The organism is Eikenella glucosivorans (assembly GCF_016025525.2).
Lineage (GTDB): Bacteria > Pseudomonadota > Gammaproteobacteria > Burkholderiales > Neisseriaceae > Eikenella > Eikenella glucosivorans.
Map to the genome: position 1 here is coordinate 113520 of NZ_JACSGR010000006.1, position 16538 is coordinate 130057.

General features: G+C 61.2%; 13 protein-coding genes and 1 riboswitch. Of the genes, 6 read left to right on the forward strand and 7 right to left on the reverse strand.

What is annotated here, in order from left to right; all coding sequences use genetic code 11:
* The first annotated feature begins 30 nt into the window (after window positions 1-30).
* Window positions 31-1680: an electron transfer flavoprotein-ubiquinone oxidoreductase gene (locus tag H9Q10_RS08635; protein ID WP_197903560.1), complete on the forward strand. Its 1650-nt coding sequence runs from the start codon at window positions 31-33 to the stop codon at window positions 1678-1680.
* A gap of 114 nt (window positions 1681-1794) precedes the next feature.
* On the opposite strand, the gene H9Q10_RS12175 is transcribed toward H9Q10_RS08635, so the two are convergent.
* Window positions 1795-2487, reverse strand: a complete 693-nt coding sequence (locus H9Q10_RS12175; RefSeq protein WP_238480179.1) for an ACP-like domain-containing protein — start codon at window positions 2485-2487, stop codon at window positions 1795-1797.
* Window positions 2488-2810: 323 nt separating this feature from the next.
* On the opposite strand from H9Q10_RS12175, the gene aroA reads away from it, so the two are divergent.
* Entirely contained in the window at window positions 2811-4127 is a 1317-nt protein-coding gene (gene aroA / locus H9Q10_RS08645; protein WP_197903561.1) for a 3-phosphoshikimate 1-carboxyvinyltransferase, read from the forward strand.
* Window positions 4128-4297: 170 nt separating this feature from the next.
* On the opposite strand, the gene H9Q10_RS08650 is transcribed toward aroA, so the two are convergent.
* A complete protein-coding gene (locus H9Q10_RS08650; protein WP_197903562.1) occupies window positions 4298-5356 on the reverse strand; it encodes a sulfate ABC transporter substrate-binding protein in 1059 nt (352 codons plus the stop codon).
* A 318-nt stretch (window positions 5357-5674) separates the two neighbouring features.
* Here H9Q10_RS08650 and erpA point away from each other — a divergent pair, with 318 nt between their 5' ends.
* Window positions 5675-6022 carry an iron-sulfur cluster insertion protein ErpA gene (gene erpA, locus H9Q10_RS08655; RefSeq protein WP_218042268.1) on the forward strand — a complete coding sequence of 116 codons (348 nt, stop codon included), beginning with the start codon at window positions 5675-5677 and terminating at the stop codon, window positions 6020-6022.
* Between the two features lie 301 nt (window positions 6023-6323).
* Here the strand turns inward: erpA and ribD are convergent, their stop codons facing one another.
* The 4 genes from ribD to fabI all read right to left on the reverse strand — a co-directional run bounded on the left by ribD (window position 6324) and on the right by fabI (window position 11600).
* Window positions 6324-7418, reverse strand: coding sequence for a bifunctional diaminohydroxyphosphoribosylaminopyrimidine deaminase/5-amino-6-(5-phosphoribosylamino)uracil reductase RibD (gene ribD / locus H9Q10_RS08660; protein WP_197903563.1), 1095 nt, complete (start codon window positions 7416-7418; stop codon window positions 6324-6326).
* A 290-nt stretch (window positions 7419-7708) separates the two neighbouring features.
* Window positions 7709-8740 carry a Holliday junction branch migration DNA helicase RuvB gene (gene ruvB / locus H9Q10_RS08665; RefSeq protein WP_197903564.1) on the reverse strand — a complete coding sequence of 344 codons (1032 nt, stop codon included), beginning with the start codon at window positions 8738-8740 and terminating at the stop codon, window positions 7709-7711.
* Between the two features lie 264 nt (window positions 8741-9004).
* Window positions 9005-10645 carry a YdgA family protein gene (locus H9Q10_RS08670; RefSeq protein ID WP_197903565.1) on the reverse strand — a complete coding sequence of 547 codons (1641 nt, stop codon included), beginning with the start codon at window positions 10643-10645 and terminating at the stop codon, window positions 9005-9007.
* 166 nt (window positions 10646-10811) lie between these two features.
* A complete protein-coding gene (fabI, locus tag H9Q10_RS08675) occupies window positions 10812-11600 on the reverse strand; it encodes an enoyl-ACP reductase FabI (RefSeq protein WP_197903566.1) in 789 nt (262 codons plus the stop codon).
* Between the two features lie 491 nt (window positions 11601-12091).
* Between fabI and tldD the strand changes: the two genes are divergently transcribed.
* From tldD to thiD, 3 genes are all read left to right on the forward strand, one after another.
* Window positions 12092-13555, forward strand: a complete 1464-nt coding sequence (tldD, locus tag H9Q10_RS08680) for a metalloprotease TldD (protein WP_197903681.1) — start codon at window positions 12092-12094, stop codon at window positions 13553-13555.
* Between the two features lie 174 nt (window positions 13556-13729).
* Window positions 13730-13824, forward strand: a riboswitch (TPP riboswitch).
* Window positions 13825-13972: 148 nt separating this feature from the next.
* Window positions 13973-14773 (forward strand): hydroxyethylthiazole kinase, encoded by an 801-nt coding sequence (gene thiM, locus H9Q10_RS08685; protein ID WP_197903567.1) that lies wholly within the window; start codon window positions 13973-13975, stop codon window positions 14771-14773.
* 22 nt (window positions 14774-14795) lie between these two features.
* Window positions 14796-15611 carry a bifunctional hydroxymethylpyrimidine kinase/phosphomethylpyrimidine kinase gene (gene thiD, locus H9Q10_RS08690; RefSeq protein WP_197903568.1) on the forward strand — a complete coding sequence of 272 codons (816 nt, stop codon included), beginning with the start codon at window positions 14796-14798 and terminating at the stop codon, window positions 15609-15611.
* Window positions 15612-15693: 82 nt separating this feature from the next.
* On the opposite strand, the gene H9Q10_RS08695 is transcribed toward thiD, so the two are convergent.
* A complete protein-coding gene (locus H9Q10_RS08695) occupies window positions 15694-16512 on the reverse strand; it encodes a class I SAM-dependent methyltransferase (RefSeq protein ID WP_197903569.1) in 819 nt (272 codons plus the stop codon).
* Window positions 16513-16538: the final 26 nt, after the last annotated feature.

Consider the following 16538-nt stretch of genomic DNA (forward strand, 5'->3'; position numbering starts at 1 on the left):
ATGCGCCCACAAGTAATAGGAAATGAAGATATGGCAGACAATACAGCACGCGACAGCATGCAATACGACGTGGTCATCGTGGGCGCGGGCGTGGCCGGGCTGTCGGCAGCGATAAGGCTCAAGCAGCTGGCGGCTGCGGCGGGCGGCGAAATCAGCGTGTGTGTGGTGGAAAAAGGCTCCGAAGTGGGCGCGCATATTTTGTCGGGCGCGGTATTCAACCCCAAAGCCTTAAACGAGCTGCTGCCAAATTGGCGCGAGCAGGGCGCACCGCTGAGCCAGCCGGTGCGGCAAGAGCGGCTGTTGTATCTCACACGCCAATCCGTGCTGCGCCTGCCCCTACCGCCCAGCTTCCACAACCAGGGCAACTACATCATCAGCCTAGGCATGCTGTGCCGCTGGCTGGCGGAGCAGGCCGAAGCGCTGGGCGTGGAGATTTATCCCGGCTTCGCCGCCGCCGAAGTGCTGTACCGTGCCGACGGCAGCGTGAAAGGCATCGCCACCGGCGACATGGGCATCGGCAAAAACGGCGAGCCCACCGAGGCCTACCAGCCCGGCATGGAGCTGTGGGGCAGGCAGACGATTTTTGCCGAAGGCTGCCGCGGCTCGCTTTCCGAGCAGCTGATTGCCCGGTTTCAATTAGACCAACACAGCCAGCCGCAAACCTACGGCCTGGGCATTAAGGAAATCTGGGAAGTATCGCCCGAGCAGTCGCAGCCCGGGCGCGTGGTGCACACCGTGGGCTGGCCGCTCGACAGCCGCACCTACGGCGGCTCCTTCCTTTACCACTTGGCCGAAAATAAAGTGGCCGTCGGCTTCGTGGTGGGGTTGGATTATCAAAACCCCTATCTCTCGCCGTTTGAAGAGTTCCAACGTTTTAAAAACCATCCCGCCATCCGCCCCGTGTTTGCCGGCGGGCGGCGCATTGCCTACGGCGCACGCGCACTCACCGAAGGCGGCTTGCAGAGCCTGCCCAAATTCACCTTCCCGGGCGGCGTTCTGGTGGGCGATGCAGCGGGTTTTCTCAACGTGCCCAGCATCAAGGGCGCGCACACTGCAATGAAATCGGCCATGCTGGCGGCGGAAGCCGTATTCGGCGTGTTGCACAACGGCGCGGTGGAAGAGGGCGCAGAAGCCGCCGCCTATATTGAATCCTTCCGTCAATCCTGGCTGCACGACGAGCTCTACCGCGCACGCAACATCCGCCCCGCCTTCAAATGGGGCTTTTGGCCGGCCATGGGCTACGGCGCGCTGGACGTGTACCTCTTCCGCGGCCGCGCACCGTGGACGCTCGCCCACCACGGCACAGACCGCGGCAGCCTGAAGCTCGCCGCCGAGTGCCGCCCCATCGAGTATCCCAAGCCCGACGGCCAAGTTTCCTTCGACCGCGCCAGCAGCGTGTATCTCGCCAACACGCACCACGAAGAAAACCAGCCGCCGCACCTCAAGCTCGCCAGCGAGCAGGCCGCCATCGACATCGGCTACCGCCGCTTCGCTGCCCCCGAAACCCGCTATTGCCCCGCCGGCGTGTATGAAATCGTGCAGGAAAACGGCCAGCCGCGCCTGCACATCCACGCCGCCGACTGCATCCACTGCAAAACCTGCGACATCAAAGACCCCGCAGCCAACATCACCTGGGCTTGCCCCGAAGGCGGCGGCGGGCCGAACTACGGCGAGATGTAGCGGTTGCCGCCGGTAAGCGAGCCAATGCCATAGAGGCTACCTGAAAAATAAAGGCTACCTGAAAACATGCGTGTTTTCAGGTAGCCTTTATCGGTTTTGGCAGACGGCCTAGCCTTAGCGCGGGCTGCAGTCTTTGTAGGCGATGCGGTTGGCGGGAGTGGTAATCATGATGCCGCTCTGGTGGCGGTAGTTTTGCGCATCAAGCTGCCCGGCGGAAAGGGTGTAGCCGTTGCTGGTGAACACGGTATCGATATTGTCGGAGCGGTTGAGGTTGTAGGCAAGGGTGCGGCGGCGGCCGTCGATGTCGGCCACGGCGCGGGTAGGCACGCCTTGGCGGTTGAAGCTGTATTGCACATTGAGGCGGCGGTTGTTCTGGCATTGGTAGGCCACGTTGCCGGCAGCGGCCGGGCGTTCGTGCTCGGCGCGCTCCTCGCTGCGGGCGCCGGCGGTATGCGGCTGGCAGTTTTTCACCACGAAGCGGTTGTTAGCACTGAGGCCGACCAGCTCGGTGGTGCTGTAGTTGTGGGCATCGATGTAGCCGCCGGAGAGGGTGTAGCCGCGGGCGCTGAAGGTGGTGCCGGTGCTGTCGGAGCGGCGGGCGTTCACGGGCAGCGTGGCGCGGATATTGCCGGCCCTCACTTCGGCGCTGACGGCTTTGCCGTTTCTATCGAAACGATAGCGTACATCGGCGCGTTGGCCGTTGTCGCAGGAGTAGGCCACGCTGCCGGCGCGGGCGGGTGCGGCGGCAGCGGGGAGGGCAAAACCGGCAGCCAGGGCGGCTGCGGCGCAAACTGGAAGTAATTTCATGGCATTGCTCCATATTTCGGATAAATTTCGGGATGGCGATCGCTGCTTGGCAGGCGGTGGTGCCGTGGCGCTTTTGTGCGGCGGATTATAGGCTTTTGGCGGGGGGAGGACAAGTGGGGATGAGTAAAATAAAGTTGCCGTTTGGTGGCGGAAATGGGGTGATGGGTAATAAATGATTAGCGGCCGGGGTGGCTTGTGCCTGTTTGGGCTACCTGAAAATAACTAGGTTGCGGCAGGCGATTTTCAGGTAGCCTGCGGGCAGCGTGGATTGGCGGTTTAAGGCTATAATGTGCCGTCTTCATATTCCTTGCATTGTTCTTGCCATGACCGATTCCCTCTACCTGCCTGCCGCCCGCCTACGCCCCGCCGCCATCACGCTGCCCGGCTCGAAAAGCATCAGCAACCGCACGCTGCTGCTGGCTGCCTTATCCGATAACGCCTGCCGCATCGAATCGCTGCTCGACGCCGACGATACGCGCCACATGCTCGCCGCGCTGCAAGCCCTTGGCGTGCGCATTGAAAAACACAGCGCCCACAGCGTAACCGTGCACGGCTGTGGCGGACGTTTCCCGCAGGATAGAGCCGATTTGTTCCTCGGCAACGCCGGCACCGCCTTCCGCCCGCTCACCGCCGTGCTCGCCCTGCTCGGCGGCCGCTACCGCCTGCACGGGGTGGCGCGGATGCACGAGCGGCCGATCGGCGATTTGGTGGACGCGCTGCGCGTGGCCGGTGCCAGCGTGCAATACGAAGGGCAGGCCGGCTACCCGCCGCTGCGCATTGGCGCATACCGCGCAAGCGGCGTGCGGCGCATACCGGTGCAGGGCAATGTGTCCAGCCAGTTTCTCACCGCGCTGTTGATGGCGTTGCCGCTCACCGGAGAAGCGCACGAAATCGAAGTGTGCGGCGAGCTGATTTCCAAGCCCTATATCGATATTACGCTCAAGCTGATGGCGCAGTTCGGCGTGAACGTGGCGCATGAGGACTACCGCTTGTTCAGGCTACCTGAAAACGAACGCAGTGAGTTTCGCCAAAATGCAAAATACCACGCCCCCGCCGCGTTGCACGTGGAAGGCGACGCTTCCGGCGCATCCTATTTCCTCGCCGCTGGGCTCTTGGCCGCCACACCCGTGCGCGTGTACGGCATCGGGCGGCACAGCATCCAAGGCGACACCGCCTTTGCCGCCGAGCTGGCGAAAATCGGCGCCACGGTGGAATGGGGCGAAAACTATATTCAGGTAGCCCGCCGCCCCGGGCAGCCAATACAAGCCTTTGATTTGGATGCCAACCATATCCCCGATGCCGCGATGACGCTGGCCATCGTGGCCTTGGCCACGGGCAAGCGGTGCAGCCTGCGCAATATTGGTTCGTGGCGCGTGAAGGAAACCGACCGCATTGCCGCCATGGCCGCCGAGTTGCGCAAACTCGGCGCACGGGTGGAGGAAGAAGCCGAAGCCATCCACATCACCCCGCCGCCGCGCCTGGCGGCCAACGCCCGCATCGACACCTACGACGACCACCGCATGGCGATGTGCTTCGCGCTGGTATCGCTCCTGGGTGTGCCCGTGGTCATCAACGACCCGCAATGCGTAAACAAAACCTTCCCCACTTATTTTGAAGTGCTTGCGGGCATGGTGGCGTGAGACTGCCCGAGGCGCAAAAGGCTACCTGAAAACTATTTTTCAGGTAGCCTTGATGTTGGCTACGAAAAAATCAAAGCGTGAACATTGCAAACCAAAAGGCTACCTGAAAATTCAGGTAGCCTTTCAGCCTTTGGGTTGAAGCAGGTTTGATCGGTTGAAGCCAAGGAAGCTTATTTGCCCGGCACCTTCATCAGCTGGTCGAATACGCCGCCGTCGCCGAAATATTTGGGCATGATTTCCTTCCACGGGCCGAACACGTCGGTGGGGCGGAAGGTTTCCACCGGCGGCAGCGTGCTAGCGTGGGCGGCGAGCACTTCGGGGTTGGCCGGGCGCAGGTAGAGGCTGGCGCCGAGCTCCTGTGCCTCTTTGCTCCACAGGTATTGCAGGTAGGCGGTGGCCGCTTCGCGCGTGCCGCGTTTGTCTACCACGCTGTCTACCACGGCCACCGGGCTTTCCATGCGCACAGAATAGGCGGGATACACGATTTCAAATTGCCCTTCGCCAAACTGCTTGGTGGCGAGCTGTGCTTCGTTTTCAAACGTTACCAGCACATCACCGATTTGGCGTTGCACAAAAGTGGTGGTGGCCGCGCGGCCGCCGCTGTCGAACACTGGCACGTTGTGCATCACCTTGCCCACGAATTCGCGTGCTTTGGCATCGTCGCCGTTATTGGCTTTCAGCGCATAGCCGTAGGCGCCGAGGAAGGAATAGCGGCCGTTGCCGGTGGTTTTCGGGTTGGAGATGATCACTTTCACGCCGTCGCGCGCCAAGTCGTTCCAATCGCGGATGTTTTGCGGGTTGCCTTTGCGCACGAGGAACACGGTGGTGCTGGTAAAGGGCACGGCGTTATCCGGCAGCCGGCTCTGCCATTCGGGAGAAACGAGGCCTTTTTCCACCAAAAGCTCGATGTCGGAGCTTTGGTTCATGGTCACCACGTCGGCCTGCAGGCCGTTGGCCACGGCCAGCGCCTGCTTGCTGGAGCCGCCGTGCGATTGTTTGATGGTGATGTCGGGATGTTGCTGGTTGAAGAGCGGATTGTATTTTTCGTAGAAATTGCGCGCCACGTCGTAGGAAACGTTGGTGAGCACGATGTTGCCGGCGGGGGCGGCGGCATTGCCGGAAGCGGCTGAGGCGGCTGAAGCGCCGTTGCCAGAGGCGCCCTCTTGCGGCGAGCAGGCGGCCAGCAGCGCGGCGGCGGCCAGCAATGAGCCGAATTTGCGTATCGACATGATGGGTTCCCTTTCGGATGGATTGCAGACAGGCGCTACTCTACCGAGCGGCGGCATAAAAGGGAAAGAATCGTTGGTTGTTTGTTTAGACGGTTTGCTTATATGGCGGGGCAGGCTTGCTAGCAGAGGCGCTTCGGGTTTTCAGGTAGCCTTGGCGGGAAATTGCGTTAAACCGGCTTGGCCGCACTTTAAAACCGGCTGATTCGCCCCTATCTGCCGCTTAGCATTTTCCGGCAGCCTGCTTGCCCGAAGCCGCACTTTGCGCAACAATAAGCCCGTCCCGTATCACACAGGCATAACACAGAAAAGGAATGAATCATGTCCGACATTGACGAAAGCAACCCCATCATCTTCACCGAAAGCTGCTGCAACAAAGTGGCCGAGCTGATTGCGGAAGAAGACAACCCCGATTTGAAACTGCGCGTGTTTGTGAACGGCGGCGGCTGCTCCGGCTTCCAATACGGCTTCACCTTCGACGACATCGTGAACGACGATGATTTCCAAATCGAAAAAGCCGGCCTTACCTTCCTAGTCGATCCCATGAGCTACCAATACCTCGTCGGCGCTGAAATCGACTACACCGAAAGCCTGCAAGGTTCGCAGTTCGTGATCCGCAACCCCAATGCCGCCACCACCTGCGGCTGCGGCTCTTCCTTCTCGGTTTGAGTTTGGCAACACGCCCGAAGGCTACCTGAAAAATAAAGCAGCGCAGACACTCTGCCGTGCCAAATTTTTAGGTAGTCTTCCTTTTTAGGATGCAACTAAAAAGAGCAATCAGCAAGTAAGGCTACCTGAAAAATTTTCGCCATTACCGCAAACACAATACCGGCCCAAGCGGCCGGTATTTTATAGTGGATTCAATTTAAACCGCTACAGCGTTGTCTCGCCTTGCCGTACTGCTTGTACTGTCTGCGGCTCGCCGCCTTGTCCCGGTTTAAATTGAATCCACTATATTTGCCCGCACGCTTCAACTGCGCCGCCGTTGCAACACCCATTTGATGTCGTCGCCCAGCTGTTCCACGCTCACGGTTTGCCAGTCGGGCGCACGGCCGAGGGCGGAGGGGTTTTCAGGTAGTCTGAACAGGGTGGGCGATTGCGTGCCGCCGAGCAGCTTGGGCGCTTGGTAGCACACGATTTCGTCCACCAAATCCTGTGCCAGAAACGCGCTGCTCAGCGTGGCGCCGGCTTCCAGCATCAGCTCGCCGATGCCGCGCGCAGCGAGGTCGGCCAGCACGGCGGACAAATCAAGGCGGCCTTGGGCATCGGGGCTCAGGCGGCAGATTTCGGCTTCTCCGGCGGGCGCGGGGCGCTCGGACAGGGTGTAGATGAGCGTGGGGGCGCTGCCGTCGAGCAGGTGGCTGCCGGCACTCAGGCGCAGGCGGCTGTCGAGCAGCACGCGCAGTGGAGGGCGCAGAGTGGGGAAGCTGCGCACGGTGAGGCGCGGGTTGTCGGCCAGTGCGGTGCCGATGCCGGTTAGCACGGCGCAGCTTTCGGCGCGCTGGATTTGCACGTCGTGCCGCGCCGCTTCGCCGGTAATCCATTGGCTTTGGCCGTTTGACAGCGCGGTTTTGCCGTCGAGGCTGGCGGCGGTTTTCAGCTTCACGAAGGGGCGGCCGCGTTCGATGCGCGAAAGAAAGCCGCGGTTAATCCGGCGCGCTTCGCTTTCCAGCAGGCCTGAGGCTACCTGGATGCTGGCGGCTTCGAGCATGGCCAGTCCTTTGCCGGCCACCAGTGGGTTGGGATCCTGCATGGCGGCCACCACGCGGGCCACACCGGCGCGGATGAGGGCTTCGGCGCAGGGCGGGGTGCGGCCGTGGTGGGCACAGGGCTCGAGGGTGACATAGGCGGTGGCGCCTTGCGCGGCGCCGCCGGCCTGGCGCAGGGCGTGTACTTCGGCATGCGGTTCGCCGGCCTTGAGGTGGAAGCCTTGCCCGACAATCTGGCTGCCGTGTGCAATGATGCAGCCGACGCGGGGGTTGGGCGAGGTGGAAAAACGGCCTTGCCAGGCGAGGGCGAGGGCTTGCTGCATCAGGGCATGGTCGGTGGGAGAGAATTGGGTCATGGCATGGGTTTTGATGGGGTGGGGTAAGGTTTTCAGGTAGCCTCAGGCGGGCAGAAGGCTACCTGAAAATATGGCGCTTGGTTTGGCCGGGTTTTAAAAGGGCGGCGGTTTGCTCGGAATGTGTTTTTGGCTGCGCGGGCAGGCCGCCGTTTTGCTTTGGCTTCGCAGCAGCTTGGCTTCCCGAGGAAAGTTTGTTTTGGCTTTGCTGGGGCTTAGGCCTTCAGCTGGCCTCGTGCAGGCTTAAAGAGGCTACCTGAAAAAAGCTGGAAGTATTTTCAGGTAGCCTGCTTTTAGGGCTGAAACGGTAGGCCGAAGTGACTGTAGCTGCGTTCGGTGGCCACGCGGCCGCGCGGGGTGCGCTGGAGGAAGCCTTGCTGGATGAGGTAGGGCTCGATCACGTCTTCGATGGTGTCGGTGCTCTCGCCGATGGCGGCGGCGATGTTGTCCAGCCCAACGGGGCCGCCGGAGAATTTGTGCAGCACGGCTTCGAGGAATTTGCGGTCCATCATGTCGAGGCCTTCGTGGTCCACGTCGAGCATGCGCAGGGCGGCGTCGGCGAGCTCGGCGTTTACTTGGCCGTTGCTTTTCACTTCGGCGTAGTCGCGCACGCGGCGCAGCAGGCGGTTGGCGATACGGGGGGTGCCGCGGCTGCGGCGGGCGATTTCGAGGGCACCGGTGTCGTCGAGGCTCATTTGCAGCAGGCCGGCGGAGCGCTCAACGATGGTGGCGAGGTCGGTGGCGGTGTAGAACTCGAGGCGGGAGACGATGCCGAAGCGGTCGCGCAGGGGGTTGGTGAGCATGCCGGCGCGGGTGGTGGCGCCGACGAGGGTGAAGGGGGGGAGGTCGATTTTAACGCTGCGGGCGGCGGGACCTTCGCCGATCATGATGTCGAGCTGGTAATCTTCGAGGGCGGGGTAGAGGATTTCTTCCACCACGGGGCTGAGGCGGTGGATTTCGTCGATGAAGAGGACGTCGTGTGGCTCGAGGTTGGTGAGCAGGGCGGCAAGGTCGCCGGCGCGTTCGAGCACGGGACCGCTGGTTTGGCGCAGGTTCACGCCGAGCTCTTTGGCGATGATGTGGGCGAGGGTGGTTTTGCCCAGGCCTGGCGGGCCGAACAGGAGGGTGTGGTCGAGGGCTTCGCTGCGCTGTTTGGCGGCGGTGATGAAGATGCCGAGCTGCTCTTTGGTTTTTGCCTGGCCGATGTAGTCGGCGAGGGTTTTGGGGCGCAGGGCGCGTTCGAGCTGTTCTTCCTGGCTGGAAATCTGGCGGGCGGTGATGAGGCGCTCGGGTTCGGCGGCGGTGAGGGAGTCGGTTTGGAGCATGGCGGGCAGTTTAACTTTGTTGAAACGATGTTTCAGCTTCGCAGAAACTCAGCTTGGGCTACGCGCAAACATCGTTTTAACTGCGTTGAAGCTTACGCTTTCAGGTAGCCTTTGGCGGTGTGGCGGGTTTGGTTGCTGGGTTTCCCTGAAAATGGGTTACGACGTGTTGGAGAGATGCGTGTTGTTGGTGTTGGCTTCGCAGAAACTCTGCTGGCGGAAATAGTGAGAAGGCTACCTGAAAAACGGCAGCCTTCTTTTTTCGGTTTAAGGGGCGGATGCGCTCTTCGACGGAGCGGATGCGGCCGCGGCGGGATGGCTTGCTTGGGCGGGCACGGACGCTGGGGCGGCAGGCGCGCTGCCGTCGGCGGGCAGGGAGCTGTCGGGCAGCAGGTCTTGGTCGGCCTGTGATTCGATGCGTTTGCCGTTCATACTGAGGGCTTGGTCGCGAATCACGATGTGGGTGCTGACGATTTGGTTGCCGTCGATTTTCAGGTAGCCTTGGCGTGCCATGCCGGTGAGGATGTTGTCGAGCCAGAGGCGTACGGCTTCTTGGATTTCTTTATCGGCATTGGGCAGGGAGGGATCGACGCTGATGTAGTTTTTGGCCTGGGAGGCGGTGAGCTGCTCGATCAGTTTCTGCGGGATGGCGATGTGGAAATCGGCATCGGTTTTGGCCATCATGCTGTTGATGTCGTTTAGATCGGCGGCGGTGAGCCCGCTGAATTTGAGCTCGCCGCTGCTGCTGATCATACCTTGCGGGGTGGTGAGGTCGAATTGTTTGAGGCGGATGACCGGGTCGTTGGTGAAGAGGCCGGCGGCTTCGCGGCGCAGGGTGGCGAGCAGGGCTTCGCGCATTTGTTCGTCGTTCAGGTGTTGGGTAACGAGCTGGTCGCGGCGGGTTTTGAGGGCGGAAAGGCTTTCGGCGTCGAGGTGTTCGGCGCTGGCGATGATGGCGAGCGGGCCGTAGCTGTCGTTGCCGTAGTTGAGTTTGGCGAAGCCGAATTTGCCTTCGGTGTTTACCCATTGGCCGTCTTCCGCCATGCTGGTTTCGATGTGCAGGTCGGTGAGGCTGATTTTGGCGGGGGGCACTTGGCCGTAGGGGTTGATGAAGCTGCCGATCTGCAGGTCAGACACCATGTTGAGCACATCGTTGAGGCGGATGTCGTAGTTGATGCTGTCTTTCCACTCCACCTGCACTTGGCCGAGGGTGAGTTTGCTGCTGCCTAAGGCGAGCTTGTGCTGCCCGTCGCGGGTTTCGGTGTGCAGTTTGAGGTCTTGGTAGGCGATGCTGCCTTTGTCGGCCAGGGTAATGGTGAGGCCGGGGTTTTCCAGGTCGGTTTGGTAGGAGGTGAAGTATTTGGCGTAGTCGGTTTCGCCTTTGAGGCCCTGCCAATCGATGGCGATGCCGGAAAGCTCTTGGTATTTGAAGGCGGGCACTTGCCAAGACAGGTGGCCGCTGCCGTTGAGGTTGATCACGTTGCGCAGGCTGGCGGGCGGCTGGCTGCCGAAGAAGCGCTGCAAAATCTCGCGGCTTTCGGGCTCGAAATTGAACTGGGTGTCGACTACGGCGCGTACGGGCATGATGCCGTTGGCAAACAGGTTGTGGTTTACACGGCTTTCCAGCGTGATGGGCTGCTTGAGGATGGTTTGGATGTTGTCGGGCAGTTTGTCTTGCAGCTGCGCGAGGAAGGTGGGTTTGAAACGCACCACGGTGGTTTCGGTGGAGGAAAACCAGCCGCGCTCGTAGCGGCGGGATTCGATTTGCAGGAAGGAGGTGTCGGCCAGGATTTCGTGCTGCTTACCAAGGCTTTGTTCGGCTTTGATGCCGAGGTAGTAGGGCGCGCCGAGGAGCAGCGCGGCCAGCAGCAGGATGAGGGCGGAAACCAGCCGGAGGAGTTTTTTCATGCGGCAAAACCAAAAAACGATGTGGTGGGAAAGGCGCTAAGGATAACACCAAAACGGAGCAGTGTCTTGGTGCGGCCTAAGCAAGAGGCTACCTGAAAACAGATTTTTACTTTCGTTAAACTGTTTTCAGGTAGCCTCTGGGATAGCGGGGCAGGCCGGTGCGGAATCAGCCTGCGCTGTCGCTCAGGGCGTTGATGCTGTAGCCGCCGTCCACATAGGTGATTTCGCCGGTGATGCCGGAGGAGAGGTCGGAGAGCAGGAAGGCGGCGGTGTTGCCCACTTCTTCGATGGTTACGTTGCGGCGCAGCGGGTTTTGCGAGGCAACATGGTTGAGCAGGCGGCCGAAGTCGGCAATGCCGGCGGCGGCCAGGGTTTTGATCGGGCCGGCGGATACGCCGTTGCAGCGGATGCCTTCGGGGCCAACACAAGCGGCAGTGAAGCGGATGGCGGCTTCCAGGCTGGCTTTGGCCATACCCATCACGTTGTAGTTGGGGATGGCGCGCACTGCGCCGAGGTAGGATAGGGCGACGATGGCGCTGTTGCGGCCGCGCATCATGGGGCGGGCGGCTTTGGCCAGCGCTGGCAGGCTGTAGGCGGAAACGTCGTGCGAAATTTCAAAGGCTTCGCGGCTGATGCTGTCTAGGAAGTCGCCGCTGAGCGCTTCTTTGGGGGCGAAGGCGATGGCATGCACCAGGCCGTCGAGGCCGTCCCACTGTTTGCCCAAGTCGGCAAACACCTGCTCGATTTCGGCATCGCTCTGCACGTCGCAGCGGAACACTAGGTCGGAGCCGAATTCGGCCGCCATTTTGCGCACGCGCTCTTCGAGTTTGTCCACCACATAGGTGAACGCCAGCTCGGCGCCCTGCTCGCGGCAGGCTTTGGCGATGCCGTAGGCAATCGAACGTTCGGAAATCATGCCGGTAATCAGGATTTTTTTACCTTGCAAAAAGCCCATTTTCTGAATCCTTGAAGTAGTGATAATTGTGCCGGCTAGCGGCGGCAAAGCGCCGTGGAATTTTTCAGGTAGCCGTGTGGAAAAGCGGCGCATTATAGCTTAAATCGCGCAAATCAAATATAGTTCTTTGCGGTGAAACCGATTTTGGCCTAACGGGCAAATGCTAAAAAGCCGAAACCCGCTGTTTGGGGCAGCGGGTTTCGGCTTTCGGTTTTGAGTATTGGGATGTAGAGGAATCGGTTTCGCTAGGCGCACTCCTATGGGAATTTGAAAGGGGATGGATTACCCGGCCGAGGGTCGACAGGGCATGTCCGTATTATACATAAACGATAATTGTTATCAATATTTATCTGGAAAATATTTTTATCAGCTTATATTGCGTCAATTTATTTTTTCAATATTAAAAGCGAACCCATGCTTGCCGCGTCGGTTCGGTGCTCTCCGTTATATAATGCTGCTTTTCTTTTCACGCAAATCCTTTGTCCGCACACATGAATGCCACCCAACAAACCGTTTCCGAACAACTCTTGCAGGCTAACCAGTTAAACAGCGCCGAGCTGAGCCGCGCCTTGGCCGCCATTTCCGCGCACCATGTGGATTACGCCGACATCTATTGCCAACGCACCGCCTATGAAAGCTGGCATTTGGAAGAGGGCATGGTGAAGTCCGGCAGCTTCCATATCGACCAAGGGGTGGGCGTGCGCGCGGTATCAGGCGAAAAAACGGCGTTCGCCTATGCCGACAGCCTCAGCCCGGCGGTGTTGCGGCAGGCGGCGGAGGCTGTGCGCACCATCGGTGCGGCGGGGCAGGAGCGGCAGATTAGGCTGGATGATTCAGGCAGTTTTTCAGGTAGCCGCACGCAGCCTGCGCTGTATGCCGCCGACAACCCGATTATCGGGCTGGATTCGGCGGCCAAAGTAGCGCTATTGAACCGTGTGGAGCAGCTGGCCAAAGCGGCCGACCCCAGCATCGTGCAAGTGATGGCCGGGCTCACTTGCGAACACGATTTGATTTATCTGGCACGGCTCGATGGCCGCACCGCCGCCGATATCCGCCCGCTGGTGCGCCTGAGCATCACCGTGGTGGCGAAACGGGGCGAACGGCGCGAGATGGGCAGTGCCGGCGGCGGCGGACGGCACGGGCTGGACTATTTCAGTGAAAAGCGGCTGCGCGAATATGTGAACGCCGCCGTGGCGCAGGCTCTGGTAAACCTGGAATCGCGCCCCGCGCCCGCCGGCAGCATGACTGTGGTGCTCGGCAGCGGCTGGCCGGGCGTACTGCTGCACGAAGCTGTAGGGCACGGGCTGGAGGGCGATTTCAACCGCAAAGGCACCAGCGCCTTTGCCGGGCGGCTGGGCGAACGCGTGGCCGCCGAGGGCGTAACCGTGGTGGACCAGGGCAATATTGCGCTGCGGCGCGGCTCGCTCAATCTGGACGACGAGGGCAACGAAACCCGCCAAACCGTGCTGATTGAAAACGGCATCCTCACCGGCTACCTGCAAGACGAAACCAACGCCCGCCTGATGGGCATGCCGCTCACTGGCAATGGCCGGCGCGAAAGCTACGCCGCCGTGCCCATGCCGCGCATGACCAACACCTTCATGCAAAACGGCAGCCGCGAGCCGGAAGAAATCATCGCCTCCATCGACAAAGGCCTGTATGCCGTGAACTTCGGCGGCGGGCAGGTGGACATCACCAGCGGCAAATTCGTATTCAGCGCCTCGGAGGCCTGGTGGGTGGAAGGCGGCAAGCTGCAATACCCGGTGAAGGGCGCCACCATCATCGGCAGCGGCCCGGAAGTGCTCAAGCACGTGAGCATGATCGGCAACGATATGGCGCTCGACAGCGGCATCGGCGTGTGCGGCAAAGAAGGGCAGAGCGTGCCGGTGGGCGTGGGGCAGCCCACGCTGCGCATCGACGCGGGGCTCACGGTGGGCGGCAGCGAAGCGGGTTGAATGCCTTTGCCGCAAACAAATCAAAGGCTACCTGAAAATTGGAACTTGAGTTTTCAGGTAGCCTCAAACGGATAAGGGCAGGGCGCACAAATGCCGCTGCCGTTTGAATTATTTTCAGGTAGCCTTTATGCCCGCCGCAGTTTCAAAAAACCGGAACGCAGGCTATAATCCGCCCGCGATTAGTCGGGGTGCCGCCCAGTGCGGCTGAGAAAATACCCGTTGTACCTGATACAGTTAATACTGGCGTAGGAAACTATCCGAGCAGCGCGAACGTTTCATTGAGGCTACCTGAAAGCGCCGGCTTCAACGAAGTGGAAACGAAGCAGAATAGGCACGCGCTTTCCCGTACAACACACGCCCGACCCAGCAGCGGGCGTTTTTTCTTGCCCGCCACCTGCCAAGCCAAAGGAGCAAACAATGCAAATCAAATATCTGGATCAAGTGCGCGCCCGCAACCCGCTGGTGCACAACATCACCAACATTGTATCTGCCAACTTCTCCGCCAACGGCCTGCTTGCCATCGGCGCTTCGCCGATTATGGCCGACAGCGTGGACGAAATGGCCGAACTTGCCGCCGCCAGCTCGGCGGTGGTGCTCAATATCGGCACGCTGAACGTGCACAAAGTGGAAGCCATGCTCGCCGCCGGCAAATCCGCCAACCGCGCCGGCGTGCCGGTGGTGCTCGACCCGGTGGGTGCCGGTTTCACCGCCCTGCGGCGCGACACCACGGCACGGCTGCTGCGCGAAATCCGCTTCGCCGCCGTGCGCGGCAATGCCGGCGAAATGGCGCACATCGCCGGCGTGGCCTGGCAGGCCAAAGGCGTGGACGCGGGCAGCGGCTCGGCCGATTTGAGCGAAATCGCCCAACGCATCGCGCAGCAACACGGCTGCATCGCCGCCATCAGCGGCGAAACCGACTACATTTCCGACGGCAGCCGCACCGCCAAGCTGAGCAACGGCACGCCGCTGTTTCCGAAAGTAACCGCTTCCGGCTGCCTGCTCAGCACCGTGGTGGGGGCGTTTGCCGCCGTGGCCGAACCGGGCGACATGCTGCACGCCGTGGCTGAGGCCTGCACCGTGTATGCCGTGGCGGGCGAGCTGGCGGCGCAGGGCTTGCAGGATACACAGAGCGGCTCGTTTGCCGTGGCGTTGATTGACCAGCTCGGCGCAATCAATGCACAGCAAGCCGCCGCGCGGGCACGCGTGGAATGGCTTTAACCGATTGAATGAGGAGATCATCATGACAAAAATCGCACAGGCGCTCACCATCGCCGGTTCCGACAGTGGCGGCGGCGCGGGCATTCAGGCCGATTTGAAAAGCTTTCAGATGCGCGGCGTGTTCGGCATGAGCGTGCTCACGGCCGTTACCGCGCAAAATACGCTGGGCGTGCAGGCCATCCACGGCGTGCCGCTGGATATTATCCGCGCGCAAATCGATGCAGTGGCCGCGGATTTTCAGGTAGCCGCCTGCAAAATCGGTATGCTGGGCACGGCGGAAACCATTGAATGCGTGGCTGAAAAACTGGCTGGCAAGCCGTTTGGCCGGCTGGTGGTCGATCCCGTGATGGTGGCCAAGGGCGGCGCGCCGCTGTTGCAGCAAAACGCCGTCTCCGCACTCAAACGCCACCTGCTGCCGCTCGCCGACGTGCTCACGCCCAACCTGCCCGAAGCCGAAGCGCTCACCGGCATCGCCATCCAGAGCGATGCCGACGCCGAACGCGCCGCCCGCCTGTTGCAGGAAGCCGGCGTGCGCACCGTGGTGATCAAAGGCGGGCACAGCGGCGGCTCGCAAAGCCAAGTCTGCCGCGATTGGGTGTTTATGCCCGACGCGCAGTTCACGCTGGAAAGCCCGCGCTTCCCCACGCCGCACACCCACGGCACCGGCTGCACCTTCTCCGCCTGCCTCACCGCCGAGCTGGCCAAAGGCGCAAGCGTGGAAAACGCCGTGCGCACCGCCAAACAGTGCATCACCGCCGCCATTTCCCACCCGCTCAACATCGGTCATGGCCACGGCCCGGTAAACCACTGGGCGTTTCAAACAGAGCCGGAAATCTGATTCCGGCTGTGAGCAATGCATAAAAAGGCTACCTGAAAATTTCAGGTAGCCTTTTTGTGTTGGCCAATGCTGCAAGCGGCGGTTAATCAATGCGGTAGTGCAGCAGGCGGGTGCTTTCGCGCATGGCGCGCACGAGGCGCATGATGCGGTGGGAAAGCCAGCCGGTGCGTTTCCACTCGGCGGGGAAATCGCCGATGAGGAGGCGGCTGGAGATGAGGTGGAGGTTGTTTGCCCATTGTTCGGCTTCGCGCTCGTTGTCGCAAGAGGATTGGAAGCGGGCTCGGGCATTTTTCATGGCTTCGTGACGGGCGGAATTTTTGACGGTCCAGCTGTTGCACATGTCGAAGGCGATTTCGCTGCCGCTGAAGCGGGCGGCGAGGTTTTGGAACAGGCCGCGCACGGTGTCGATGGCGAAGTACATCAACACGCCTTCTATCAGGAAGAGGAAGGCGGCTTCGGGATGGCGGGTTTGCAAATCTTCCATCCATTCGGTGCTGAAGGCGGAGGCGGGGAGCAGGGTTTCGTTGGCTTGCGGGGGGAGGAGCTGCCGGCGCAGTTCGATGACTTCGGGCAGGTCGAGCTGGCAGAAGGGGGCGTTGCCGGCTTGGCTGCCGAGGCGTTCGCGGCGGCTGTCGAGCCCGCAGCCGAGGATGACGATGACGGGGTGGCTTTGGCGTCGGATGAAGTCGGCGGTGATCTGGTCGAAATAGCGGGAGCGGATGGCGGTGCCGACGATGGTGTGTTTGGCGCGGTCGAATCGGGCGAAATCGTAGTCGATTTGCGGCACGAGGCGGCAGGCGGCTTCATCGCGCAGGATGGGGTCGGGCTGCTGCGAGGCGCGGTATTTCATGTAGAGGGGGATGAGCAGGGTTTCGCTGACGGCGTTTTCGATTTTGATCATGGCGGGCTCCAGATAAAAAGGGCTAC